This is a genomic window from Mesorhizobium sp. AR10 (assembly GCF_024746795.1).
Lineage (GTDB): Bacteria > Pseudomonadota > Alphaproteobacteria > Rhizobiales > Rhizobiaceae > Mesorhizobium.
In genome coordinates this window covers 2,514,197-2,539,256 of the sequence record NZ_CP080524.1, presented here as the reverse complement: position 1 = coordinate 2,539,256, position 25,060 = coordinate 2,514,197, and the positions used below count along the sequence as shown (strand labels likewise).

Annotated in this window: 23 protein-coding genes; 16 read left to right on the top strand and 7 right to left on the bottom strand. The window is 63.0% G+C overall.

The genetic code is table 11. The features are described from left to right. Positions 1-7: 7 nt before the first annotated feature. The 3 genes from LHFGNBLO_RS15845 (at position 8) to LHFGNBLO_RS15835 (ending at position 4,557) form a co-directional block, all read left to right on the top strand. Positions 8-1,312: a DUF6638 family protein gene (locus LHFGNBLO_RS15845; protein ID WP_258608846.1), complete on the top strand. Its 1,305-nt coding sequence runs from the start codon at positions 8-10 to the stop codon at positions 1,310-1,312. A 12-nt stretch (positions 1,313-1,324) separates the two neighbouring features. Next, positions 1,325-2,446, top strand: a complete 1,122-nt coding sequence (locus tag LHFGNBLO_RS15840; protein WP_258608844.1) for a DUF2333 family protein — start codon at positions 1,325-1,327, stop codon at positions 2,444-2,446. 431 nt (positions 2,447-2,877) lie between these two features. After that, positions 2,878-4,557, top strand: a complete 1,680-nt coding sequence (locus LHFGNBLO_RS15835) for a formate--tetrahydrofolate ligase (protein ID WP_258608842.1) — start codon at positions 2,878-2,880, stop codon at positions 4,555-4,557. 74 nt (positions 4,558-4,631) lie between these two features. On the opposite strand, the gene LHFGNBLO_RS15830 is transcribed toward LHFGNBLO_RS15835, so the two are convergent. After that, complete coding sequence (locus LHFGNBLO_RS15830; protein WP_258608840.1) at positions 4,632-5,279, bottom strand: cysteine hydrolase family protein; 648 nt, start codon at positions 5,277-5,279, stop codon at positions 4,632-4,634. 129 nt (positions 5,280-5,408) lie between these two features. Between LHFGNBLO_RS15830 and LHFGNBLO_RS15825 the strand changes: the two genes are divergently transcribed. Beyond that, a complete protein-coding gene (locus LHFGNBLO_RS15825) occupies positions 5,409-6,395 on the top strand; it encodes a helix-turn-helix domain-containing protein (protein ID WP_258608838.1) in 987 nt (328 codons plus the stop codon). Positions 6,396-6,417: 22 nt separating this feature from the next. Here LHFGNBLO_RS15825 and LHFGNBLO_RS15820 read toward each other — a convergent pair whose 3' ends face one another. Beyond that, positions 6,418-6,975 carry a sugar O-acetyltransferase gene (locus LHFGNBLO_RS15820; RefSeq protein WP_258608836.1) on the bottom strand — a complete coding sequence of 186 codons (558 nt, stop codon included), beginning with the start codon at positions 6,973-6,975 and terminating at the stop codon, positions 6,418-6,420. A 155-nt stretch (positions 6,976-7,130) separates the two neighbouring features. Here LHFGNBLO_RS15820 and LHFGNBLO_RS15815 point away from each other — a divergent pair, with 155 nt between their 5' ends. The 4 genes from LHFGNBLO_RS15815 (at position 7,131) to LHFGNBLO_RS15800 (ending at position 11,434) form a co-directional block, all read left to right on the top strand. Beyond that, a complete protein-coding gene (locus LHFGNBLO_RS15815) occupies positions 7,131-7,592 on the top strand; it encodes a DUF4126 domain-containing protein (RefSeq protein ID WP_258608834.1) in 462 nt (153 codons plus the stop codon). After that, the gene (locus LHFGNBLO_RS15810) at positions 7,589-8,965 is read left to right on the top strand and encodes an FAD-containing oxidoreductase (protein ID WP_258608832.1); all 1,377 of its coding nucleotides are present in this window, start codon (positions 7,589-7,591) and stop codon (positions 8,963-8,965) included. The genes LHFGNBLO_RS15815 and LHFGNBLO_RS15810 overlap by 4 nt, the downstream gene beginning before the upstream one ends. A 148-nt stretch (positions 8,966-9,113) precedes the next feature. Further along, positions 9,114-10,292, top strand: a complete 1,179-nt coding sequence (locus LHFGNBLO_RS15805; protein ID WP_258608830.1) for an MFS transporter — start codon at positions 9,114-9,116, stop codon at positions 10,290-10,292. 86 nt (positions 10,293-10,378) lie between these two features. After that, positions 10,379-11,434 (top strand): succinylglutamate desuccinylase/aspartoacylase family protein, encoded by a 1,056-nt coding sequence (locus LHFGNBLO_RS15800; RefSeq protein ID WP_258608829.1) that lies wholly within the window; start codon positions 10,379-10,381, stop codon positions 11,432-11,434. Positions 11,435-11,449: 15 nt separating this feature from the next. On the opposite strand, the gene LHFGNBLO_RS15795 is transcribed toward LHFGNBLO_RS15800, so the two are convergent. Continuing rightward, a complete protein-coding gene (locus LHFGNBLO_RS15795) occupies positions 11,450-12,220 on the bottom strand; it encodes an isocitrate lyase/PEP mutase family protein (protein WP_258608827.1) in 771 nt (256 codons plus the stop codon). Positions 12,221-12,556: 336 nt separating this feature from the next. Here LHFGNBLO_RS15795 and LHFGNBLO_RS15790 point away from each other — a divergent pair, with 336 nt between their 5' ends. Then, the gene (locus tag LHFGNBLO_RS15790) at positions 12,557-14,746 is read left to right on the top strand and encodes an anthranilate synthase (RefSeq protein WP_258608826.1); all 2,190 of its coding nucleotides are present in this window, start codon (positions 12,557-12,559) and stop codon (positions 14,744-14,746) included. Positions 14,747-14,751: 5 nt separating this feature from the next. Next, a complete protein-coding gene (locus tag LHFGNBLO_RS15785; RefSeq protein WP_258608825.1) occupies positions 14,752-15,699 on the top strand; it encodes a cation diffusion facilitator family transporter in 948 nt (315 codons plus the stop codon). Between the two features lie 6 nt (positions 15,700-15,705). On the opposite strand, the gene LHFGNBLO_RS15780 is transcribed toward LHFGNBLO_RS15785, so the two are convergent. From LHFGNBLO_RS15780 to LHFGNBLO_RS15770, 3 genes are all read right to left on the bottom strand, one after another. After that, complete coding sequence (locus LHFGNBLO_RS15780) at positions 15,706-16,092, bottom strand: type II toxin-antitoxin system VapC family toxin (protein WP_258608824.1); 387 nt, start codon at positions 16,090-16,092, stop codon at positions 15,706-15,708. A 9-nt stretch (positions 16,093-16,101) separates the two neighbouring features. Next, the gene (locus LHFGNBLO_RS15775) at positions 16,102-16,335 is read right to left on the bottom strand and encodes an antitoxin (RefSeq protein WP_258608823.1); all 234 of its coding nucleotides are present in this window, start codon (positions 16,333-16,335) and stop codon (positions 16,102-16,104) included. A gap of 79 nt (positions 16,336-16,414) precedes the next feature. After that, entirely contained in the window at positions 16,415-17,494 is a 1,080-nt protein-coding gene (locus tag LHFGNBLO_RS15770) for a hypothetical protein (RefSeq protein WP_258608822.1), read from the bottom strand. A 99-nt stretch (positions 17,495-17,593) separates the two neighbouring features. On the opposite strand from LHFGNBLO_RS15770, the gene LHFGNBLO_RS15765 reads away from it, so the two are divergent. The 6 genes from LHFGNBLO_RS15765 (at position 17,594) to LHFGNBLO_RS15740 (ending at position 23,915) form a co-directional block, all read left to right on the top strand. Then, positions 17,594-18,031 carry a DsrE family protein gene (locus tag LHFGNBLO_RS15765; protein WP_258608821.1) on the top strand — a complete coding sequence of 146 codons (438 nt, stop codon included), beginning with the start codon at positions 17,594-17,596 and terminating at the stop codon, positions 18,029-18,031. Between the two features lie 63 nt (positions 18,032-18,094). Beyond that, positions 18,095-18,880, top strand: a complete 786-nt coding sequence (locus LHFGNBLO_RS15760) for an SDR family NAD(P)-dependent oxidoreductase (protein ID WP_258608820.1) — start codon at positions 18,095-18,097, stop codon at positions 18,878-18,880. 51 nt (positions 18,881-18,931) lie between these two features. Then, a complete protein-coding gene (locus tag LHFGNBLO_RS15755) occupies positions 18,932-19,240 on the top strand; it encodes a putative quinol monooxygenase (protein ID WP_258608819.1) in 309 nt (102 codons plus the stop codon). Positions 19,241-19,322: 82 nt separating this feature from the next. Next, complete coding sequence (locus LHFGNBLO_RS15750) at positions 19,323-20,411, top strand: AbrB family transcriptional regulator (protein WP_258608818.1); 1,089 nt, start codon at positions 19,323-19,325, stop codon at positions 20,409-20,411. Between the two features lie 175 nt (positions 20,412-20,586). After that, positions 20,587-22,698 (top strand): TonB-dependent siderophore receptor, encoded by a 2,112-nt coding sequence (locus LHFGNBLO_RS15745; protein ID WP_258608817.1) that lies wholly within the window; start codon positions 20,587-20,589, stop codon positions 22,696-22,698. After that, positions 22,698-23,915 carry an MFS transporter gene (locus LHFGNBLO_RS15740; RefSeq protein ID WP_258608816.1) on the top strand — a complete coding sequence of 406 codons (1,218 nt, stop codon included), beginning with the start codon at positions 22,698-22,700 and terminating at the stop codon, positions 23,913-23,915. Before LHFGNBLO_RS15745 ends, LHFGNBLO_RS15740 begins: the two co-directional genes overlap by 1 nt. A 21-nt stretch (positions 23,916-23,936) precedes the next feature. Here the strand turns inward: LHFGNBLO_RS15740 and LHFGNBLO_RS15735 are convergent, their stop codons facing one another. Next, positions 23,937-25,016 carry a siderophore-interacting protein gene (locus tag LHFGNBLO_RS15735; protein ID WP_258608814.1) on the bottom strand — a complete coding sequence of 360 codons (1,080 nt, stop codon included), beginning with the start codon at positions 25,014-25,016 and terminating at the stop codon, positions 23,937-23,939. Positions 25,017-25,060 lie beyond the last annotated feature (44 nt).

Here is a 25,060-nt window from a genome sequence, read left to right as displayed (position 1 = left end):
GCACGCGATGAGCCCCGCCAGGAAACCCGATCTGCTGCGCGACAATGAGCTGATCTACGGCCGGCTGCTTACGGTTGACGAACCGCACCTCATCCAGCGCTACAACAAGGCGATGGTCGCCTTCGGGCTGAAGCCTACGAAGCTGAACAGCTTCGAGATCGACCGCACCGGCTTCTCACCGCAGGTGGCCGACGAATGCGGCGACTACGCCTATCTCGATCCCAACGAGGTCAACCGCCGCTTCATCATCCTGACGCCGTCGCAGATCGACCTGCCGGTGGTGCACACCGCCTTCTCCAACACCTCGCAGCTGATGTTCGAGTTCATGTCGAAGAACCAGCGCGCCATCGATGCGCTGACCATCAAGGATGTCATCTACGGCGAGATCGAGGATTCAGTCCCCAAGGTCAACGACATCGAGGACCTGCTGTCGATCAACCAGGTCGAGTTCAAGGTGCTGTCGGCGGAGGACGTGCTGGGCAAAGCGGCCGAACTCGGCAAGCTCGTCAACCGGCTGAAGCAGGAACCCGATGCCTGGCGCGACAGCGCCATGCTCACCCGCATGGTGGAGCTGGCAAAGATCTGTGGCGACATCCGCGAGAACGCGCTGGTGCCGGATCAGGTGATCTTCCGCCACAACGCCTACTGGACCAGCCATTTCGGCGGCCTCTACGTCTTCGTCGATCCGGACATGACGACGGTGATCAGCGACCCGGCAGCCCCGGGCTTCCGCCGCTCGCGGCCGTGGCAGGTGAGCTACCTCTCGATCAATGATGCCGACAAGGTGTTCAAGTTCCTCGCTGCCACCGGCCGCATCGAACTGCCGCGCGCCTCGTGGATCGAGACATCGGGCTATCTCGAGCATCGCGCCGAAATGGTGGTGCGCGCGCTGATCCGCGACTCGGAACCCGACCGCAATCTGACCGACGTCGACAAGGTCTGGCTGCAGACCTGGATCCACGGCCATGCCGACCTGATCACCAGGGACGGCAATTTTCCCTTCCTCAATGCCGCCAAGCGCGAGATCGCCCAGCTCGGCCATCTCAAGATCGAGGACGTATTTCCGCAGCAGCGCTTCCTGGTGATCCGGGCCAAGCCCGACCATCCCGACGCTTGGCTCACCAACCAGCTGATCTCGGATTTCGTGCCGCAGGACTTCGTCTCGCGCTACGTCTTCAACAAGCCGGGCTTCTACAAGGACTATGACGGCTTCAGCGACGCCTGGCGATCGCATGTTGTGGACGTTCTGAAAACCACATATCTGAAAGACAAGGTAGCGTTTCGCACGCGCCTCTATGGCCTGACTGACTGAGGGGATATCGCCATGCTTGATCCGATCGTGAACTTCTTCACCCGGATTTTCCAGTGGATCGGCCGCGGCATTGGCCTCCTTGTTGGCGTGATCCTGTGGCCGTTCCTGTGGGCCGGGCGCTGGTATACGCAGCGCGGCTGGATCCTGAAGGCGGTGCTCGGTACAGCGCTCGTAATCTTGGTCGGACTATACGCCTATTTCTTCTGGAACACGCAATATTGGAAGAACTTCAATCCTGCCTATGCGGATGCTTATACATTCGCGCCGCCGGCCGGATCCGGCGAGCAAGTCACCGACGAAGGCGCGGAAGGCCAGGTCAAGACATGTACCAAGTCTGGTATCGTGACGGTTGCGGCGGATTTGATCGACTTCAACGTCAATCAAAACGCCTGGATCTCGTCGATGATCCTGTACAAGCTAGGGCTCTTCGGAATGGACTGGGATCATACACCATTCCTGGACAACAAGGCGGCTTTCCAGCGCGGCGTACACCAGGCTGTTCGACGCACCGCGGTCGAATTGGTTGACACGATCGGCCGAGTACGCGGCACCAGTCAGATCGATCAGAACCTGCAGGATGCAAGAGGCGCGGTCGAATTCGACGAGGAAACGTGGTATTTCGGCCTTAGGCCATTCGGCCCCAAGACGCCAAGCCCCAGCTTCTACCGCACAGGCATCACGTCGCTTCGCACCTTCAACGACCGCCTGTTGAAATGCGAGGTGGTGTTCAACGCCCGCGCCGACAATCTGGCGAAGTTCGTCGACCGTATAGCCAGTGATATCGGTTCGACATCGGATATCCTCAGCAGACAGTCGCAGACAAACAACAATGGCTGGTTCGATACGCGCGCGGACGACCGATTTTGGTTCGCCTACGGACAGCTCTACGGCTACTACGGAATCCTGAAAGCCACGCGCTCTGATTTCAAGGCCGTTATCGACACTCGCGGGCTCGGTCCGCTCTGGGACCAGCTCGACCAGCAATTTCAGGCGGCACTGAAAATTCGGCCCCTCATCATCTCCAATGGTCGGGAGGACGGTTGGATCATGCCCTCCCACTTGACCACCATGGGATTCTACATGCTGCGTGTCCGCTCCAATCTCGTTGAGGTCCGATCGGTTCTCGACCGCTGAGCTTGCAACCGCGCCGGCACCGCTGCAAGGATCGCCGCATCTGACGATGGGTTTTACGTGCTGCGGGTACGTTCGAACATGGTCGAGATCCGCAACGTGCTGACCCAGTAGCGATCGGTTCGCAGCGACGGCAATGGCTGATCTGCGCCGTTGCCTCTGTCGCATTCCGTGCATTGTGCGGCTGTTTTGAGACGGCGGAACGGCGTCCGCTCTGGCTTCTATACGCCGCAACAGCCGGTACGAAAAAGGCCCGAGAACAGGTCGGCCGGCAGCAAGAACCTTTTTCTTCATAGGAAACATAGTTGCATGCAAGTTGACGCCATGGCAGCGACGGGGTTAGAACGTGCCCGCGCCTGCCGTGCCGGGCCGCTTTGAACCAGCTTGCGACCACAAACCGTCCCCTCCATCGTCCAATACAGAGGAAAGCCGTCATGGCCGAAGTGAAGTCCGACATCGAGATCGCGCGCGGCGCCAAGAAGAAGCAGATCCAGGAGATCGGCGCCAAGATCGGCATCCCGACCGAGCACCTTTTGCCCTACGGCCACGACAAGGCGAAAATTTCAGCCGAATTCATCAAGTCGGTCAAGGGCAACAAGGACGGCAAGCTGATCCTCGTCACCGCAATCAACCCGACGCCTGCCGGTGAAGGCAAGACTACAACGACGGTGGGCCTGGGCGACGGTCTCAACCGCATCGGCAAGAAGGCGATCGTCTGCATCCGCGAGGCCTCGCTCGGACCGAATTTCGGCGTCAAAGGCGGTGCTGCCGGCGGCGGCTATGCACAAGTCGTGCCGATGGAGGACATGAACCTCCACTTCACCGGCGATTTCCACGCCATCACAACCGCGCACAATCTGCTTTCGGCGCTGATCGACAATCACATCTACTGGGGCAACGAGCTCGGCATCGACACCCGCCGCGTCGTCTGGCGCCGCGTCATGGACATGAACGACCGGGCGCTGCGCGAGATCATCTGCTCGCTCGGCGGCGTCGCCAACGGCTTTCCGCGCGAAGGCGGCTTCGACATCACCGTCGCCTCGGAAGTCATGGCGATCCTGTGTCTGTCCACCGACCTGAAGGACCTGGAAAAGCGCCTCGGCGACATCATCGTCGCCTACCGCCGCGACAAGTCGCCGGTGTTCGCCCGTGACCTCAAGGCCGACGGCGCCATGGCCGTGCTGTTGAAGGACGCCATGCAGCCCAACCTCGTGCAAACACTGGAAAACAACCCGGCCTTCGTTCATGGCGGCCCGTTCGCCAACATCGCCCATGGCTGCAACTCGGTCGTCGCCACCACGACGGCGCTGAAGCTCGCCGACTACGTCGTCACCGAGGCTGGTTTCGGCGCCGATCTCGGTGCTGAAAAATTCTTCGACATCAAGTGCCGCAAGGCCGGCCTGAAGCCAGCAGCCGCGGTCATCGTCGCCACCGTGCGCGCCATGAAGATGAATGGCGGCGTCAAGAAGGAAGACCTCGGCAAGGAAAATGTCGAAGCGGTCAAGAAGGGCTGCGCCAATCTTGGCCGCCATATCGAGAACGTGAAGCAGTTCGGCGTGCCGGCGGTGGTGGCGATCAACCACTTCACCACCGATACCGAGGTCGAAATCCAGGCGATGAAGGATTTCGTCGCCTCGCTCGGCGCCGAGGCCATCCTGTGCAAGCATTGGGCCAAGGGCTCTGCCGGCATCGAGGAACTGGCGCGCAAGGTCGTCGAGATCGCTGAATCGGGCGCATCGCAGTTCTCGCCGCTCTATCCCGACGCCATGCCGCTGTTCGAAAAGGTCAACACCATCGTCAAGCGCATCTATCGTGGCGACGAGGCGATCGCCGACAAGTCGGTCCGCGACCAGCTGCACGCCTGGGAACAGGCCGGCTACGGCCACCTGCCGGTATGCATGGCCAAGACGCAGTACTCCTTCTCGACCGACCCGAACCTGCGCGGCGCGCCGACCGGCCATACCGTGCCGGTGCGCGAGGTCAGGCTATCGGCCGGCGCCGGCTTCGTCGTCATCATCTGCGGCGAGGTCATGACCATGCCCGGCCTGCCAAGCAAGCCGTCGTCGGAAAAGATCTTCCTTAACGACGCGGGCCAGATCGAAGGCCTGTTCTGAGAATTTCGAAATCGTTGCGAAACTAGAAAGGGCGGCCAATGGCCGCCCTTTTGCCTTCCCAGGGGTAAATTTGCCTATGCCGCGTTGCGTGCCAGCGCACGCTGGTTGGACGCATAGATTGTGTCGCGTTCGGGCAGAGCGCCGGTCTTGAGGCAATCGATCCATTCGGCGGTCTTGAGAACCGCCGCGAAGCGCGACTGCAGGATGATGGTCACCACGCGGTGGATCTCCTCGGCCGAGGCATAGCCGGCGCTGTTGGCGTAGGGCAGCGAGCCGGTGGCGTCGGACAGGAACTCCACCGCAAAGCCCATATGCACGGCGTGGATGATCGTCGACAGATCGCAATTATGCGTCATGTAGCCAACGACAGTGATCGTATCGACGGCGTTGGCGCGCAACCAGTCCTCCAGATCCGTGCCGGTGAAGGCGCTCGGCAAAGTCTTTTCGACATAGTGGTCGCGGCTTCGCCTGGCGATCTCGGGATGCAGTTCGGCGCCATGGCTGCCCCTGGCGAAGACCGGCGACGTCTCGGGTGCCAGCTGCTTGATAACCACGACCTTGACGCCGGCCTCGGCGGCCGCGTCCATGGCTCGTGCCACGTTGACGACGCTGTCGCGAAACAGCGGATGCTTGATCGCAAGATTGCCGCCATCATAGTCGTTCTGGACATCGACGACGATGAGAGCGCGGCGCGGCGCCGGAGTATTGGCTGGTGCAGACATGGTGGTTTCCTTTCAGTCTTGAATTGACTGTCCCAAGGGGTAGGCCCGCAATTTGCCGACCAAAAGTGTCCCAATTGACATTGTTCGAAAGGATTGGGACAATCCGGTGTAACCCTTATTAGTGCTCCCATGGCCGATCCGATTGTTGCCGCCATCGCCTTCGATGGCATCAGCCCGTTCCATCTCTCCGTGCCATGCCTGGTATTCGGCGAGGACCGTACCGCTCTCGGTCTACCGCGCTTCGACTTCCGCATCTGTACGATCGATGACGGGCCGATCCATACCGAAGCCGGGTCGACCGTGACCGCACCTCATGGACTTGGCAGCCTCGACGACGCCGACATAGTGATCGTTCCAAGCTGGCGAGATCTCGACGAACCGGCGCCTGCATCTCTGGTAGAGGCGCTGCGGCGGGCGCACCGCAACGGCGCGTTGATTGTCGGACTGTGCCTCGGAACCTTTGCCATTGCGGCGACCGGGCTGCTTTCGGGGCGGCGAGCCGCGACGCACTGGGCCTACACCGAACAATTGCAGGCGCTCTATCCCGACGTCGTCGTCGACGCCGAGGTGCTTTACGTCGACGACGGCGATATCATGACATCTGCCGGCGTCGCAGCCGGGCTCGACTGCTGTCTCCACCTCGTGCGTGCCCGTTACGGAGCGGAAGCAGCACTTCGCCTCGCCCGGGAGATCGTCCTATCGCCGCATCGGCAGGGCGGGCAAGCGCAATTCATCGAACGTCCGATCGCCAGGGTGCAGGATCCAGACCGATTCACACAAGCCCTCGACATGGTGCGCAGAACGCTCGGCGAAACACATAGCCTGGATCGCGTCGCCGATGCAGCCGGCCTGACCCGACGGACGTTCACGCGCCGCTTTCAGAAAACGATCGGCACCAGTTTCGGCGATTGGCTGACCGACCAGCGCGTCGCACTGGCGCAGCGGCTGCTCGAAGCAACGGAAAAATCGATGGACGCGGTGGCCTTCGAGGCCGGGTTCGGCAGCGCCACCTCGCTGCGCCAGCATTTCGCGGCGCGGCTGAGGACCTCGCCGATGCAGTATCGGCGCGAATTCTCGAAGAGCGTTCGTCAGCATGAGCAGGCCACTTCGCGCTGAGCCAGCCAGGATTAATGATTTTTCAGCCACGCTTGACCGGTCGTGCCGGGTTGCCGACGACCGTGGTGTTTGCCGGCACGTCGCGCGTCACCACGGCACCCGCACCGATGATGGCGCCCTCGCCGATGCTGACACCGCCCAGAATGATGGCGCTGCCGCCGATCCAGACATTGTCACCAATCTCGACTGGCCTGCCGATCTCCAGCCCCGCCTGCCGACCCGCAGCCTCCTTATGATGCTCCGCACAGTAGATTTGCACATTGGGACCGAGCAGCGTCCGCTTGCCGATATGCACCGCTGCCGTATCGAGGATGGTGCAGGCGGCATTGAGAAAGGTGCCCTCGCCGAGAAAGATGTTGAAGCCGTAGGCACAGTGGAACGGCGCCTCGATCCGCGCGCCCTCGCCCGCAGCGCCGAGGAGTGATTTCAGGGCAGGCCCAACGTTGCCACGTTGCCGGGGTGGCACAGAATTATGCTCGAACACCGCGTCCCGCGCGATCACACGCAGCGCCTCCAGCTCCGCATCAAGGCAAGTGTACCACTCGCCTGCGGCCATCTTTGTGCGTTCGCTTCCGGCCATGACAGCGCCTCCCATCCCTTCGTCGTGTTTTGACTGTTTACCAAAGTACAATGCGCCCGGTGCAAGAAGCGCCAGCAGCGACTCTGGTCAAACGCCGGACCTATGCTAGCCTGCCCTCGTGGGCCTGTCCCGGGCCTGCCATCGAGGGATCAATCATGCTGTACCTTCTTGCACTTCTGATCGGCGTCATCGCCGGCCTGCGCGCCATGACGGCGCCTGCCGCGGTCGCCTGGGGCGCCTGGCTCGGCTGGTTGCCGGTCGCCGGCACATGGGCCAGTTTCATGGGCCATTGGATCGCCGTTGGCATCTTCACCATCCTGGCCATCGTCGAACTGGTCACTGACCAGTTGCCATCGACACCGAGCCGCAAGGTGCCGCAGCAATTCGGTGCACGTGTCATCGCCGGCGCCTTCGCCGGTGCGGTGATTGGAGCGACCGGTGACGCCACCATCGGCGGGCTCATCGCCGGCGCCACCGGCGCGGTGATCGGCACGTATGGCGGCGCCGAAGTGCGCGGCCGGCTGGCCGCTGCGTTCGGCAAGGATCCGCCCGCCGCCTTCATCGAGGACGCGGTGGCGATCATCGGCGGCCTGCTCATCGTGGCGGCCGTGGCATGACGGCAAAGACCTTCGACGCCATCATCATCGGCGCCGGACAGGCCGGTACTCCGCTCGCCGGCCGGCTGAACGCGGCCGGCATGAGCGTGGCGCTGGTCGAGCGCAAGCTGGTCGGCGGCACCTGCGTCAACACCGGCTGCATCCCGACCAAGACGATGGTGGCAAGCGCCTATGCCGCGCATCTCGCCCGCCGCGCCGCCGACTACGGCGTGACGCTCGGCGGTCCCGTCGGTGTCGATTACAAAGCAATCAAGGCGCGCAAGGACAAGGTGTCGGGCGCTTCCCGCACCGGGCTGGAGACCTGGATCGCCAGCATGGACAAATGCACGCTCTATCGCGGCCATGCGCGTTTCGAATCTGCCAACACGGTGCGTGTGGGCGATGACCTGCTGACCGCCGAGCGGATATTCCTCAACACCGGCGGCCGCGCCTCGGTGCCCGACCTGCCCGGCATCAACGACATTTCGTACCTCACCAATTCTTCGATGATGGATCTCGACGTGCTGCCGCGCCATCTCGTCGTCGTTGGCGGCAGCTACATCTCGCTCGAATTCGCGCAGATGTTCCGCCGCTTCGGCAGCGAGGTCACCGTTATCGAAAAGAGCCCGCGGCTGACCGGCCGCGAAGATGAGGATGTCTCAGCGGCCATCCTGTCCATCCTCGAAAACGAAGGCATAGCGGTCCATGTCGGCGCCGACGACATCGGCTTTGCCGGACAGGGCAGCGATATTGCCGTGACCATTTCGGCCGGCAAGGCGCCGGCGGTCGGCTCGCATGTGCTGCTGGCGCTGGGCCGGACGCCCAACACCGACGATCTCGGCCTCGACAAAGCCGGCGTCGAGGTCGACAAGCGCGGCTTCGTTGTCGTCGACGATCAGCTGCGCACCACAGTGCCCGGCATCTGGGCGATGGGCGACTGCAACGGCAAAGGCGCCTTCACCCACACCTCCTACAATGACTACGAGATCGTCGCCGCCAATCTGCTCGACAATGACCCGCGCAAGGTAAGCGACCGCATCGAGGCCTATGCGCTCTACATCGATCCGCCGCTTGGCCGCTGCGGCATGACCGAGGCTGCGGTGAAAAAATCAGGCCGTCGCGCACTTGTCGGCCAGCGGCCGATGACCCGCGTCGGCCGCGCTGTCGAAAAAGGCGAAACGCAAGGCTTCATGAAAATCCTGGTCGACGCCGACACCAGACAGATTCTCGGTTGCTCGGTGCTCGGCCCGGGCGGCGACGAGGCGATACACTGCGTGCTCGACCTGATGTATGCCAAGGCGCCCGTCGACACGCTGGCTCGCGCCACGCACATCCACCCCAACGTCTCTGAACTTCTGCCGACCATCGCCCAGGAATTGAAGCCGCTCGAATAGCACGGTTCGAAGCTGCCCAAGAGCGTTTCGGCGCCGCACTTCCGTTAGCTCTTCACTTTCTGCAATGCTGCATTGCAACAATGGCGATTGCGCACGCCACGCATCTCCAGACAGTCTCAGCTTTGAACCGATTCAGTCCGGACGTCCCATGCCCCTGCCGATCCTAGCGCTTGCCATTGCGTCATTCTGCATCGGCACCACCGAATTCGTCATCATGGGGCTGTTGCCCGAAATCGCCGGCGATCTTGGCGTCTCGATCCCTTCCGCCGGCCTGCTGGTCACAGGCTATGCGCTCGGCGTCGTCTTCGGCGCTCCGATCGTCGCGGTGGCCACGGCGCGCCTGCCGCGCAAGCCGGTGCTGATCGGTCTGGCAACCCTGTTCGTCATCGGCAATCTGTTCTGTGCCATCGCGCCAAATTACTGGACGCTGATGGCCGCCCGCGTCTTTACGGCCTTCGGCCACGGCGCCTTCTTCGGCATCGGCTCGGTGGTCGCCGCCAGCCTGGTACCGCGCAACAAGCGGGCCAGTGCCATGGCGCTGATGTTTGCCGGATTGACGCTGTCCAACATCCTTGGCGTTCCCGGCGGCACCGCGCTTGGTGAAGCCTACGGCTGGCGCGCCACCTTCGTCGCCGTGGTCGGCATCGGCCTCATCTCGGTCGCGGCAATCGCCTGGCTGGTGCCATCTGATGTCGCAGAGCCAAGCGGCGGTGGCCTGCTCGGAGAAGTGCGCGTGCTGGGCAAGCTGCAGGTGTGGCTGGCCATGCTGATCTCGGCAACGGCATCAGCCAGCCTGTTCACCGTCTTCACCTACATAAAGCCTTACCTGACCGACGTGTCCGGCCTGTCGACAGCGGCCGTAACCTGGGTGCTGCTTTTGTTCGGCGGCGGCATGACCATCGGCAACATCATCGGTGGCAGGCTGGCCGACTGGAAGCTGATGCCGACCGTGATCGGCACGCTGCTGATGCTGGCGCTGCTGTTGCTTGGCTTCGCCCAATTCGGCGCCATCGCAGTTGTGGCGATCGCCATGGTCTTCCTGTGGGGCCTGCTCGTCTTCGTCGTCGTGCCGCCGCTGCAGATCCGCGTCGTCGAGGCGGCGGCCGAGGCGCCAAACCTCGCCGCCACGCTGAACCAGGGCGCCTTCAATATCGGCAATGCCAGCGGCGCCTGGATAGGCGGCATCGCGCTCTCCTGGGGCGTGTCCTATGCCAATCTGCCGTTTGTCGGTGCAGCCCTCGCTCTGTTGGCCGTCGCCATCGCCGTGATGTCACAGGCGCTGGATCGCACGGTGCCGGTTGCGACCCTCCAGGCTCCCGCCGAGTAGCTTGCGCCCATAGCGCCCGGAAGCTGGACCAATCGACAGCGTAGCGGCAAAGATGCATGTCTTCCGCAGATTTTCGGAGACATCCCATGCAGAAATCGATCGAGCGCATCGCCGGCGAAAGTGAAGGCGTTTCCTACGAATTTCCGCTGTTCCGCTTCGCGGGCACGGATAAGGCTGCCCCTTCGGCCTATCTGCAGGCGGCACTCCATGCCGGCGAACTGCCGGGCGTCGTTGCCATCGATGCGCTGATGCCAATGCTGGCCAAGGCCGAGGCTGAAGGCCGCATCAAGGGCAATATCACCATCGTGCCATGGGCCAACCCGATCGGCCGTGCGCAATACCATTTCGGCGAGCATCAGGGCCGCTTCCACTTGGGCACGCGCACCAATTTCAACCGTGGCTTCCCGCTGCTTGCCGCGCCCGACACCGCGCTCTTGCCCGACATCACGTTCGGTACCGTCGACCAGCGGCTGAAGACACGGCTGGTCCAGCTTTCGCTCGGCCACGACATCGTGCTCGACCTGCACTGCGACGACGAGGGACTGGCTTATCTCTATATTCACACCAGCCTGTGGCCGGCCATGGCGGACTGCGCGGCTGCCATGGGCGTCGATGCGGTGGTGCTGTGGAGCGAAGATACCGACGGCACCTTCGAGGGCGCCTCGATCATGCCCTACCAGAACGTGCCCGCCGAGGTGGCCAAGCTCGACCGTCGCGTCGCCACCACGGTTGAATATCGCGGCATACTCGATATCGATGGCGCTCTCGCCGGCTCCGATGCCGAAGGGCTCTACCGGCTGCTGGTGGCGCGCGGCGTGATCCTGGATCCGGTCCTGCCCGCGCCCGGCGGCTTTGCCGGCACCGTCGCACCACTGGAAAACATCGACATGATGCCTGCGCCTCGCGGTGGCGCCGTCCTCTACGACGTGAAGCCCGGCGACCGCGTCGCCAAGGGCGCGCGGCTGGCCACTATCGTCCACTCGCCAGGTGAAGCCGGCGGCCGCACCGAGGTATTTGCGCCGCAGGCTGGCCTCATCCTGACCCGACGTTCGCGCCGCATCATCCGCGCCGGTGAAGACCTGCTGAAGCTGGTCGGCGACAGCAAGAGCAGCGACGCCAGATCCGGCACGCTGGAGGATTGAGGCAGGCTTGCTGGGCTAACCTGAGATAGCCTGACGCGCCTTGGCTTCTAGCCATTCGGCCATCTGCCGGTAAGGTACAGGGCCGTGGCTGACGCGGGCAACGCCCAGTTCCGCCAGGCGCTGCCGTGGCGGCACATGCGCCAGCGCAATGATGTTGACTGGCAGCTTGATCGACTTGCAAAGTGTCTCGATCAGGCCCTCGTCACCGAGACCCGCTGCAAAGAAACCGTGCGCTCCGGCCTTCTCATAGGCGTGCGCCCTCTCTATGGCCTGGTCGACCAAAGCCTTGTCGTGAGTGTCCGGCTTCGCTTTGAGGAAGAGGTCGGTTCGTGCGTTGATGAACGCCGGTATGCCGGAGGCTTTCACAGCCGCGGCCGCGGCTTCGATGCGTTTCACCTGCACCGCGATGTCGTGCAGGCCACTGCCGCCAACGATCTGATCCTCGAAATTGAAGCCGATGGCGCCGGCCTGCACGGCGAGCGTCACGGTGCGAGCGACGATGTCGGGAGCGACACCATAACCGCCCTCGAGATCCATGGTCACCGGCAGGTCGACCGCCGCCACGATGCGCTTGATGTTGTCCAGCGCCAGCTCTAGCGGAATTTTCTCGCCGTCAGCGAAACCGAATGCTGCCGCGACCGGCCAACTTCCCGTGGCAATGGCCTTCGCCCCTGCTTTCTCGACGATCTTTGCACTGCCCGGATCCCATGCGTTGTAGAGAACGATTGGATCGCCCTTGACGTGAAGGGCATGGAACGCCCGCGCGCGGTCGATTTGCTGGGTCATTTGTGTCTCTCGCGTCTTCCTGCTGTTGGATGTCTAGAGTAGGCGGGGCTGCCAGCCTTGGCGATGTGCCATGAGGTGTAGAAGCGGCAGCCACTGGACAGGCTTTTCAAACCTGTTGCGCATCGGGTCTTTCGCAGCTATGGATTTCGCCATGAACATGCGCTCGATCAAGACCATTTGGTGGTGGGCTCGCTGACAGCGGCCTGTTCGAACGCGTGCGCGTGAAAATAGAAGGTGGCCGCAACGGAATGTCCGGGCGGCCATTTGTTTTTTCAAGCCATTCCCGGGTCCGTGGCCCCAAGAAGCAGAAATGCCAAGACGCTGATGGAGACGGCAATGACGACGATAATTCTGGAGAACGGGGCGGAACGCTTCGTCACCGCGGGTGGCGTGACGATTACCCGCGAGCGCCACGACCGACCCTACGAGGGCGCGATCGACACCTATATCGACGGGCTGAACTCGCGCCGTGGTGCGGTATTTTCCTCGAATTACGAATATCCCGGCCGCTACACGCGCTGGGACACCGCCATCATCGACCCGCCGCTGGTGATTTCAGCGCGCGGCCGCGCCATGCGCATCGAGGCGTTGAACAGCCGTGGCGAGGTGCTTTTGCCGGTGATCGGCAAGGCGCTTGACGATCTTGCCGATGTGACGATCGCCGAGACGTCGAAAAAACTCATCCTCCTCGATGTCGCCAAGCCGGGCCGTGTCTTCACCGAAGAGGAACGCAGCCGCGTCCCCTCCGTATTCACCGTGCTGCGCGCCATCACCGCTCGGTTCAAGACGGCGGAAGACGCCAATCTCGGGCTCTACGGTGCCTTCGGCTATGATCTCGCCTTCCAGTTCGATCCGGTCGACTACAAGCTCGAGCGCAAGCAAAGCCAGCGCGATCTCGTGCTGTTCCTCCCCGACGAGATACTGGTCGTCGACCACTATTCGACCAAGGCCTGGACCGACCGCTACGACTACTCCGGCGACGGGTTTTCGACGCAAGGCCTGCCGCGCGACGAAATCGTCGAGCCGTTCCAGACCGCCGACCGCATCCCGCCGCGCGGCGACCATGAGCCCGGTGAATATGCCAGCCTTGTGCGCAAGGCGATGGAGAGTTTCAAGCGCGGCGATCTGTTCGAAGTGGTGCCCGGCCAGATGTTCTACGAGCGCTGCGAGACGCCGCCCTCCGACATTTCGCGCAAGCTGAAGACCATCAATCCCTCGCCCTATTCCTTCTTCATCAATCTCGGCGAAGGCGAGTACCTGATCGGCGCCTCGCCGGAAATGTTCGTGCGCGTCAACGGCCGCCGGGTCGAGACCTGCCCGATCTCCGGCACCATCAAGCGTGGTGACGACGCCATTTCCGACAGCGAGCAGATCCTGAAATTGCTCAATTCGAAGAAGGACGAATCCGAGCTGACCATGTGTTCGGATGTCGACCGCAATGACAAGTCGAGGGTCTGCGAGCCGGGCTCGGTGCGCGTTATCGGCCGCCGCCAGATCGAGATGTATTCGCGCCTGATCCACACCGTCGACCATATCGAGGGGCGGCTGCGCGAAGGCATGGACGCCTTCGACGCCTTCCTGTCGCACGCCTGGGCGGTGACCGTCACCGGAGCGCCCAAATTATGGGCCATGCGCTTCATCGAGCAGAACGAAAAGAGCCCGCGCGCCTGGTATGGCGGGGCGATCGGCATGGTCAATTTCAACGGTGACATGAACACCGGCCTGACGCTTCGCACCATCCGCATCAAGGACGGCATCGCCGAGGTACGCGCCGGCGCCACATTGCTCTTCGACAGCATTCCCGAGGAAGAAGAAGCCGAAACCGAATTGAAGGCATCCGCCATGCTCTCCGCCATCCGCGACGCCAAGACCGGAAATGCCGCTGGTGCCGAACGCACCACCGCGCGCGTCGGCGACGGCGTCAACATCCTTCTGGTCGATCACGAGGACAGTTTCGTCCATACGCTCGCCAACTATTTCCGCCAGACCGGCGCCAATGTCTCGACCGTGCGCACGCCGGTGCCGGAGGAGGTCTTCGACCGGTTGAAGCCCGACCTCGTCGTGCTGTCGCCCGGGCCCGGCACGCCGAAGGACTTCGATTGCGCCGCCACCATCAAGAAGGCCCGTGCCCGCGACCTGCCGATCTTCGGCGTCTGCCTTGGCCTGCAGGCGCTGGCCGAAGCCTATGGCGGCGAGCTGCGCCAATTGCACGTGCCGATGCACGGCAAGCCGTCGCGCATCCGCGTGTCGAAGCCGGGCATCATCTTTTCCGGCCTGCCCAAGGAAGTGACCGTCGGCCGCTACCACTCGATCTTCGCCGATCCGGTGCGGCTGCCTGACGACTTCATCGTCACCGCCGAGACCGAGGACGGCGTCATCATGGCCTTCGAGCACCGCAAGGAGCCGATCGCCGCGGTGCAGTTCCATCCGGAGTCGATCATGACGCTCGGCCACAATGCCGGCATGCGCATTATCGAGAACATCGTTGCGCACCTGCCGCGCAAGGCCAAGGAAAAGGCCGCATAGCCACGATGGCCGCAACGGAAAACCTGACGGCGATCGCGGCAAAAGCCGCCGCGAAGAAGAAGGTCGCCAGCCTCGCCTTCTGGTCGATCGTCGTCGCTTGCGTGGTGCTCGGCCTGAAGCTCATCGCCTGGTACGTCACCGGTTCCGTCGCGCTCTACTCGGACGCACTGGAATCGATCGTCAACGTCATTGCCTCGGCCGCCGCCTATTGGGCGATCCAGGTCAGCTACAAGCCGGCCGACCAGGACCACCCTTTCGGCCATCACAAGGCCGAGTACTTTTCAGCCGTGCTGGAGGGCGTGCTGATCGTGCTGGCAGCCCTTCTGATCCTGAACGAGGTCTGGTGGGCCTGGCGGAATCCAGCCCCGCTCGAGCAGCCTTGGACCGGCCTTGCCGTCAACGGCGTCGCGACGATCATCAATGCCTTCTGGGCCTGGAGGCTGATCCGCGCCGGCCGTGCCCAAAAATCGCCGGCTCTGGTCGCCGACGGCAAGCACATCATGACCGATGTGGTGACCTCGATCGGCGTCTTCGCCGGCCTGGCCGGCGCCGTGCTGACCGGCTGGCAGATACTCGACCCGGCGCTTGCCGTCATCGTGGCACTGAACATCCTGTGGCAAGGCTGGCACGTGATCGGCTCGTCGATGAACGGGCTGATGGACCGCGCCGTCGACACGCAGGAACACATGCACATCCGCGACACCATCTCGGCCAATTGCAAGGGTGCGCTGGAGGTCCATGACCTGAAGACGCGCATCGCGGGCCGCGCCACCTTCATCGAGTTCCACCTGGTCGTCGATGCCGACATGACGGTCGGCGCCAGCCATGTCATCTGCGACCGAATCGAGGACGCATTGAGGGCCGAAATCCCCTCGGTGCGCGTCACCATCCATGTCGAGCCGGACGACGAGGCCAAACTGCCCAAGGGCACGACGGCCGTACCGTTCGCGTGAGGTCGCTCACCACGTCTCGATTGTGAGATCTTTGATCCGCGCGAATTCTCGGACATTGCGAGTCATCAGCGTGAGGTTTCGGGCACGAGCCTGACCGCCGACCAAAGCGTCATACGGGCCAATCGGTGTCCCAGATGTCGCAAGTGTCGCCAGAATCTCGCCGGCATGTCTCGCATCTTCCCGGTCGAATTCGAGGACCGGAAACTGCAGCGCTTCTATGCGCGCCAGATTGTCGGCCTTCCGCTGGCTCTTTTCAGCACCATAGTAGAGTTCGTGCACAACAATGGCCGAAAGCGCAAAATCCTGAGGCCTGTGGTGCTTGAGCCGCGCCAGCAAATCCGCATCGCCTTTCATGATCGCGATGACGGCATTGGTGTCGAGCAAATAGATCACTTGAAGACGTCATCCAAAAGCAGGTCGATCCTGCTCGCCCGGTCGTTCAAGCGCCGCCTTGGCGAAATCGTCATCGAGCGTTCCAGTCACCTGGTCGAGCCAAGCCCAGTCCTGCGCAAGCGGCTCGAGAATTACGCTCTGGCCGTGACGGCGGATTGAAACCTCCTCGCTTTCAAAACGAAATTCCTTGGGCAGGCGCACCGCCTGCGAGCGGCCAGACCAGAACACCTTTGCCTTTTCCACAGTGTCCAACTCCTCGATGATACATACCAAAAATATATATCACTCTAGCGGCATAAACAAGACGGCGCGATACCAAATTTTAGGGCGCGCAAGCGGATTGCGGCATCGGGTTCAGGCGATAGATCTTGTCGTCGGATATGGTCTCGCCGTCGGCGGCCTTCGAACACAGGTCGACGATCGGCAGGCTGCTGTTGGGGTTGGCCAGCATCATCGTGCCATTGGCGCCGCGACGCAAGAAGACTTCCTTCTGGGTGATGTCGCAGGACAAATCACTCATCTTCGCACTCGCCGCGCAGCGCCACTGGTCGCCCTCGCCCTGGCAGGAATAGGTCTGCGTGACCTTGCTCGCCTTCTGGCGCGTGGTGACTGAGATAGTGAGATCGGCCCCGTCCGGCCAATTGGCGGTATCACCGCCAGCGGCAAAGGACGCCAGTTCGACCGGCGCACGGAAAACCCGGATGGATTGCGTCACCTGGTCGGGATGCGAGCCGAGATGCGCGGCATCGTAGTCGCGCCCGTAGCAGAAGGCCTGGTCCGGCTTCAGCCGCTCGCGCAATGGCGGGCCAAGCGCCGGGTCGATCGGGTCGACTCGCGCGAACTCCGCCTTGCAGGTTGCGGCCGGCATCGGGTCGAGGCGGAAATTGTCATCCTCCTTGCCGAGCGCCTGCCTGTCATATTCAGCCTCGCCAAGTTCGTCTTCCGAACCCGCGTCGAGATAAAGATCAGGCGAGACATCGTTGACGATCAACCGGCCCTTCTCGTCGACCTTCAACGAAGCCATGGTGCGGTCGCAATCCATGCCGCAATGGATCGGGCCGGTCTTGCCGTCCTCGGACTCGTGATTGCACCAGCCGCCGGCCCATTCAGGCGCCTTGGCGCCGCGCACCGTGGTGGCGATGAAGGCGTTGTAGGATGTATCGGCGCCCGGCCCCGGTTCTTCGTTGGGCCGGCTGACCGGGTCGTAGCCGTAGAAGAAGAATATCCGCGCCACCTTCTGCTTCGGATGCGCCTTGAGATGCGCAGCGTCATAGACACGGCCGAAACAGGCATCCTTGCCGTCGGGGCTGAGTTCGGTGAGCTTGGGCGTGTCGCCGGCGAAGGCCGTGCCGGCAAGTGACGCAAGCAGGGCAACGGCGCCCACCATTGTCTTCAACGGCATGTGACCTCTCCTCGCACCGACAGGACGTCGCCTCAATTTATGCTAGGATTGAGGCCGAGGCCACGCAATTTGCAAGGGCCGGAACCGGAGGATGAAGTCATGCAACGCCGCGACATTTTCCGCGTGGGTCTTGCCGGAGCCGCCGGTCTTTTCGGGCTGCGCCAGGCCAAGGCGGCGACCGTGGAAGAGGAGAAGCAGAAGGTTGCCTATCACCTGAGCGATGTCGACAAGGTCAATTTCGTGCTCGGCAACATCAAGAACCACTATGAAGGGACCGGCGGCAATGTCGACATCGCGCTGGTCGTGCATGGCCCCGCTCTCGCCGCCTTCAAGTCGAAGGGCATATCGGCAGCCATTTCCGGGCGTTTCGCCGGCCTTGTCGAGGGCGGTCTCAGCCCGCACGCCTGCACCAACACCATGCACGGCATGGATATCGCGCTCACCGACCTGCTCGAGGGCTTCCACGCCGCCGACAAGGGCGGCGTCGTCAAGCTCGCCGAACTGCAGCGCCAGGGCTATGTCTATCTCAGGCCCTAGGGCTTGAAAGCGCAGGCGGCAAGGGCCTACGAAGGGCGGGCAGAAATCCCGGAGGAATTTGACGTGCCAGCTACCGCGACCGACCTTGTCATCCCTGACCTCGCCGGCAAGGCGGTGCTGGTCACCGGTGCATCCACCGGCATCGGGGCGGCACTCGCGCTGGCCTATGCCGCACAGAAATGCCTTGTTACGCTGCATTACAATTCAAGCCGCGAGGCGGCCGAAAAACTGGCCAAAACCATTCGCGACCAAGGTAGCGAGGTGTTCCTCACAAAGGGTGATTTTTCGGTGGCCGCCGATGTCGAGCGCGTCGTCGAGGAAAGTGCTGAAAAATTCGGGCGGCTCGACGGGCTGGTCAACAATGCCGGCGGCATGCTCGGCCGTGTGCCCTATGCCGAGCAGACAGAGGCGCACTACGACGCGGTGATGGACCTCAACGCCCGCTCCGTGCTCACCGCCTCGCGCAAGGCTATCCCGTGGCTGAAGAAGCAGGGCGGCTTCATCGTCAACACCTCGTCGATCGCCGCGCGCAACGGCGCCGGTGGCGGCGCCGGGCTCTATGGCTCGGCCAAGGCCTTCGTCTCCAATGTGACCCGCGGCATGGCCAAGGAACTGATCGGCTTCGGCATCCGCGTCAACGCCGTGGCGCCGGGCACCATCGCGACACCCTTCCACGAACGCTATTCGACCGACGAGCAGATGAAAGGCATGATCGCCACCATTCCTCAAGGGCGCGCCGGCACGGCCGAGGATTGCGTCGGCGCCTATCTGTTCCTCTCGTCGGATCTTCTGAGCGGCTACATCACCGGCCAGGTGATCGAGGTCAATGGCGGCCAGTTGATGCCTTGAGCGACGACCTGCATACTGCTGTTCGCGCAACCCTGAAGGGAGACAAAGGGAATGTACGGACTGATCGGCAAGATGCGGGCGACGCGCGGCCAGCGTGACGCGATCATGGACGTCCTGCTCACCAGCACCGGCGCCCTGCCGGGCTGCCTGAGCTATGTCATCGCCAAGGACCCGGCGGACGTCGACGCGATCTGGGTGACCGAAGTGTGGACCAACGCCGAGAGCCACAAGGCCTCTCTGCAACTGCCCGAAGTCCAGGCGGCGATCGCCAAGGCGCGACCCATCATCGCCGGCTTTGAATTCCAGGTCGAGACCAACCCCGTCGGCGGCTTCGGCCTGCCCGCCGTCAAAAGCGACTGACACCTGCCGGCTTCAACAAACCACGCGCATTTTCCACTGCGTCGGGGTTCGCATTTTTCCGCGATGGGTCTAAGAGCCGGATATGGACTCCTCGCCTGACCAGCCGCCCCTAGAGCGCATGGCGCGCATGCGCCCGCTCTGGCAGTGGCTGGTTCTGCTGTTTTTCTCGGTCCTGTTTGCCGGTGCGCTGGAATTCGCCGCACTGCCCGCCGCATTGCTGATCGGACCGATGCTGGCGGCGATCCTCGCCGGCACCAACGGCGCCACGGTGCGCGTGCCGCGCCCGCTGTTCGGCTCCGCCCAGGCGGTCGTTGGCTGCCTTGTCGCCAGTTCGATCTCCGCCGATATCTTTCCGGTCTTCTACAAGGAATGGCCGCTGTTCCTCGGCGTCGTGGTGGGGACCGTGGCCGCGTCCAGCCTGCTCGGTTGGCTAATCAGCCGCTGGCGCATCCTGCCCGGCACCACCGCGGTCTGGGGCTCATCGCCGGGTGCTGCCACCGCCATGGTGCTGATGGCCGGCGCCTTCGGCGCCGACCAGCGCCTCGTCGCTTTCATGCAATATCTGCGCGTCATCTTCGTTTCGATGACGGCAGCACTTGTCGCAAAAATGTGGGTCGATACATCAGGCATCGAGGTCCCGGCGATCATCTGGTTTCCGCCGATCGAGCCGACAGCCTTTGCCGCGACGCTGGGCGTAGCATTCGCCGGCAGCCTGCTTGGAAAGCTACTCAGGCTGCCGTCGCCGTTTTTCCTCGGCACCTTCATTTTCGGCACCGCGGTCCATCTCGGCCTCGGCGTGACGATGCAATTGCCGCAATGGCTGCTGGCCGTCAGCTATGCGGCGGTAGGCTGGTCGATCGGGTTGAATTTCACCCGGCCGATCCTGCGCCATGCGACGCGGGCACTGCCGCAGATCGTCGGCTCGATCATCGTGCTGATCGCCTTTTGCGGCGGCCTCGGCTTCATGATCAGCCATCTGCTCGGCATCGACCCGCTCACCGCCTATCTGGCGACCAGCCCCGGCGGCATGGACAGCGTCGCCATCATCGCCGCCGCGGCGCAGAACGTCGACATCTCCTTCGTCATGGCGCTGCAATCGGCCCGCTTCCTCGTCGTGCTGCTGGTCGGGCCGAGCGTGGCGCGGCTGGTGGCGAGAAGCTTGAAGGACTGAGAGCTTCCGCATCCCCCTGAGTTCATAGGCTGGTTTCGCTGAAACCGGATGCGTTTTGCCGTCTGGTGACAACGCCAGACCAACCGGAGGACAGTGGCAAAAAATACTTGACTAAACCACTCATATTTGAGAGCGCGTGTCGGCAATCCTGCGTGTAGACAGTGGAGACGAGTTGATGCGGAAGCGGCCGACGACATGGCGCCTGGGAATATCATTGTTGGGTGGCGCAGCGATGCTCGGCCAGTCCGGACAGGCTTGCGCTCAAGACAGCGGAGACGTCACTGTCCTCAAGAAGATCGAGATAACCGCCGAGAGCGACGAGATACTGGTGCAGGATGGCTATGTCGCCAAGAAGGACCGCATCGGCACCAAGGTCGACACGCCGATCGCCAAAATCCCACAGGCCGTTTCGGTGGTGACGCAAAAGCAGATCGAGGACCAGAAGCCGCGCACGTTGAACGAATCGCTCGGCTACACGGCCAGCGCCAATCCCAACAGCTTCGGCTTCGACACCCGCTACGACGCCTTCTTCCTGCGCGGCTTCCAGGCCTTCTACAATGGCATGTTCCGCGACGGGCTGCGCCAGTACAACGGCCCCTCGGCCTGGTTCAAGACCGAGCCTTACGGCATCGAGGGCGTCACAATCCTCAAAGGTCCAGCTTCCTCGCTCTACGGCATCAGTGGCCCGGGCGGCATCGTCAACGTCGTCACCAAGCGCCCCAAGGAAGAACAATATCGCGAGATCGAATTGCTTGCGGGCGAGCACAATCGCTTCCAGGCCGGGCTTGACGCCTCCGGGCCGGTCAACGCGGACGGCAGCATTCTCTACCGCTTCACCAGTCTCGGCCGCACCAGCGACACCGAATTGCCTGCCTATCCCGATGACAAGATCTATCTGGCGCCGGCAATCACCTTCAAGCCGGACGAGGACACCAAACTGACCATCCTCGGCGAATATTCGAAATCCGCCACCGGCGGCACGGCGGCCTTCTACAATTCGGCCTATGGCGTGCTGTCCAACGTCTATGAGGGCGATCCGGCCTGGAACGACTTTGCCCAGAGCCAGGGCCGCATCGGCTACGAGTTCGAGCACCGTTTCAACGACGTGCTGACGGTGCGCCAGAACCTGCGCTACAACGCCGTCGACAGCGACATCGAATACAGCGGCCACTATTCGATCGGCGCCGACCAGCCGCTGCAGCGCTACTGGGGCCACTACACCGAAAACATGAAGAACTTCGTCGTCGACAACATGGCGCAGTTCGAGTTCGACACTGGACCGGTCAAACACACCGCTGTCGGCGGCATCGACTACGCCTGGTCGGACTACGATGCCGCCAGCGGTCTGTCCTATGTCTCGGTCGACGACATCAAGGCGATGCCAGTTCCCCACTCTGGCGGACAGGAGATGAACCAGCTCGGCGTCTATCTGCACGACCAGATGGAGTGGAACGACTTCACCCTGTTTGCCAGCGGCCGCTACGACTGGGTCGACACCACCTCCACCGCCGCCGACTTCACTGAGTCCAGCCAAAAGGACAGCGCCTTCTCCGGCCGGCTCGGCCTGTCCTACCAGACCGAATGGGGCATCACGCCCTACGTCAACTATTCGACCTCGTTCTCGCCCAACATCGGCTTTGTCTATGACGACGTCAGCAGCGACGTCTCCCGTGTCGCCCGCCCGACCATCGCCACGCAAAAGGAGATCGGCGTCAAATACGAGATCCCGGATTACAACGCGACCGTCAGCGCCGCTTTGTTCGACATCGACCAGAAGGACGGCGTCGTGTTCGACGCCTCGACCGGCATCAACAAGCAGCGCCAGCTCGACCTCAACTCGCGCGGCGTCGAGCTGGAAGCCAATGCCTCGCTCGAAAACGGCTTCAGTTTCATCGCCTCCTACACCTATCTGCGCGTGAAGATCGAGCGCGGCGCCGAGGAAACCACGGGCAAGGAGCTGTCGGCGACGCCGAACCACATCCTGTCACTCTGGGGCCACTACCAGTTCGAGAACGGCACGCTGGAGGGGCTTGGGCTGGGTACGGGCGTCCGCGTCGCCGGCTCGAGCTATGGCGACGACACCAACACCTTCAAGAATGACGCGCGCGCCTTCGTCGACGCCTCGCTTTCCTACGATTTCGGCTACCGCAATCCGGCCCTTGAAGGCGTGAAATTGCAGGTGAACGCCAAGAACCTGTTCGACAATCAAAAGACCATCTGCTCAGCCGGCTATTGCTACCGCGACGAGGGCCGCTCGCTGTTCGCCAGCTTGCGCTACCGCTTCTGATGGATATCGCCGTTTCGAGGCGGGCATCGCCATCGCCTGTAACCGTCCTCCTGTCGATCGGCGGCCTCTACGTCGCGCAGAGCGTGATCGGCGGCATCACCTGGACGGGCCTGCCGGCCGTCATGCGCGACCAGGGCTTGCCCCTCGATCGGATCGGTCTCATTTCGCTGGTCGCGCTACCATGGGCGCTCAAATTCCTGTGGTCGCCAGCGATCGAGCGCTATCGGCTTCCGCCGGCGGGAAAAACCCGCACCGGCACGATTGTTGTTGCCGGCGGCCTGGTGTCCATCGCCGGAATGTGCGCGGTCGGCGCGCTCGGCCCGGCTGCATGGTGGCCGGTTCTGGCTTGCCTGACCGTGGTCGCCTTCGCCGCCGCTACCGTCGACATCGCCTGCGACGGTTTCGCGGTGCAAAGCCTCGCAAAGGAAAACCACGGCTGGGGTAATGCCGCGCAGGTCGGCGGCGCCTATCTCGGCTCGGCCATCGGCGGCGGCCTGTTTCTGTTTCTGGTCGATAGCCATGGCTGGCGGATCGCCGTCTGGGCCATGGCTTTCCTGCTCCTGCCGCTCGGTCTTCCCTTCCTGCTCGGCGTGGCCAACCGGGCGCGCGCAGAGACGCGCGCGCACGTTCCCTCGCTCGCCAGCGCGTTGCGGCGCCCGGAAATACGGGGCGGTCTCGCCGCCTCGGCGATCTATGTCCTGGCCCAGAAGGCGGGGCTGGCCATGCTCGGCCCGTTCCTGATCGACGCCGGGCTCAACCTCTCCACAATCGGGATCGTGAACGGCATCGGCAGCATGTTCGTCGGCGTTGCAGCGGCGCTCGCTGGCGGCGCTCTCGTCCGATGGTGCGGCACCCGCAATGTGCTCGTCCTGGCGCTCATCCTGCAGGCCGGATCATTGTTCTTCTTTTCCGTCTTCGACGTGTTCGGGGGCTTCTCGACAACCGTTCTGATAGCCGTCGCAGTGCTCAGTTCATCAGGCGTCATGGCTCTTGGGTTCGTGGCACTTTACGCGCAGTTCATGCGCTGGTCGGACCCGAAGCAGGCGGGCGTGGATTTCACGCTTTTCCAGTGTATGGACGCACTGGTCAGCATGGCGGGTGGGATCGTGGCAGGCTATGCAGCGCAGTATTTCGGCTATGGCGCGTTTTTTGCCGGCGCCGGCGTGATCGCGCTCATGGCGGTGCCGGCGATTGCCGTGGTGTCCAACCGCCGCTGACCACAGCCGCGCGCAGCAGCACTATTCCTCGCTGCCCTCGTCCTCGCCTTGTGCCCCCCGACGCCAATAGGCCGTGACCAGATGCCGGTCGCGCGCCACGCCCCACTCCTTGCGGACGATCTTGCGGATCTCGCGGAAATCGCCAAACTCGCATCCGGCCCATACATAAAGGTTGTCCGGGAGCGCCATGCGATTCCGCTCCTTCAGGATTGCGGGCAGCAGTCCGGCAGTGCCGGCCTCGCGCCCTTGCCGATAGAGCCAGGTGACGTCGATATTCTTCCCGGTGGCCAACGGAACCCGGTCTTCGGGACCATCGACTTCGATGAACGCCTCGGCGCGGGTCGACGGCGAAAGATGCTCCAGGATTCTTCCAATGGCGGGAAGAGCGGTGTCGTCGCCGACCAGAAGCAAATTGTCCGCGTCAGGTACGCCGCCACCGCCGGGTCCGATCATGCCGATGACATCGCCCGCCAAAGCGTTTTCCGCGAAAGCGGCGGCGGGCGTGTCCCTGCCGGGATGAAGGACGAAATCGACGTCGAGCCAGCCGCTTGCGGCATCGAGTGCCCGGATCGTGTAGACGCGAACGACGAGAGCGTCGTCGCCCGAGGGCCAGACCAGCAGGCCGTCGGCGCCCATCGACGGCCAGGCCGGTCGCCGTCCAAGCGGCGGCAGCAGCAGCCGCACATGCAGGCCGCCTCGGGCAAACCGGCCGAGATCCTTGCCGGCGAAGCGGACTCGCTGCATGTGCGGAGAAATCCGCGTCGCGGACATCACCGTGATCTCGCGGAAGAACACCGGCGTGCCGGCATCGCTGCCGTCGCCTTCCCAGCGGATACCTTTGGTCGTGCCGAGATGTTCGGAGAAATGGCCGGCGACTGCCATCTTCATGTAGGAGAGGCAGGTTTCATCTTCAGCCGCGACCCGTATCAGCACGCTTTCGTCATCGAGCGTGGCGCGTAACGAGCCGTAATGCGTGCGAAATTCCCATTGATCGGCAACGCCGCTGTCGATCTCGAATTCACCGTGCTCGGCGCGAAGCTTGTCCATCACCAACCGGATGGCATCGTCGCTGATACGGGTTTGCGCGCTCAATTGGTCCATCGTTCGCCTCTCGAAATCGGTTGAGGCGACATGCCACAGCGGCA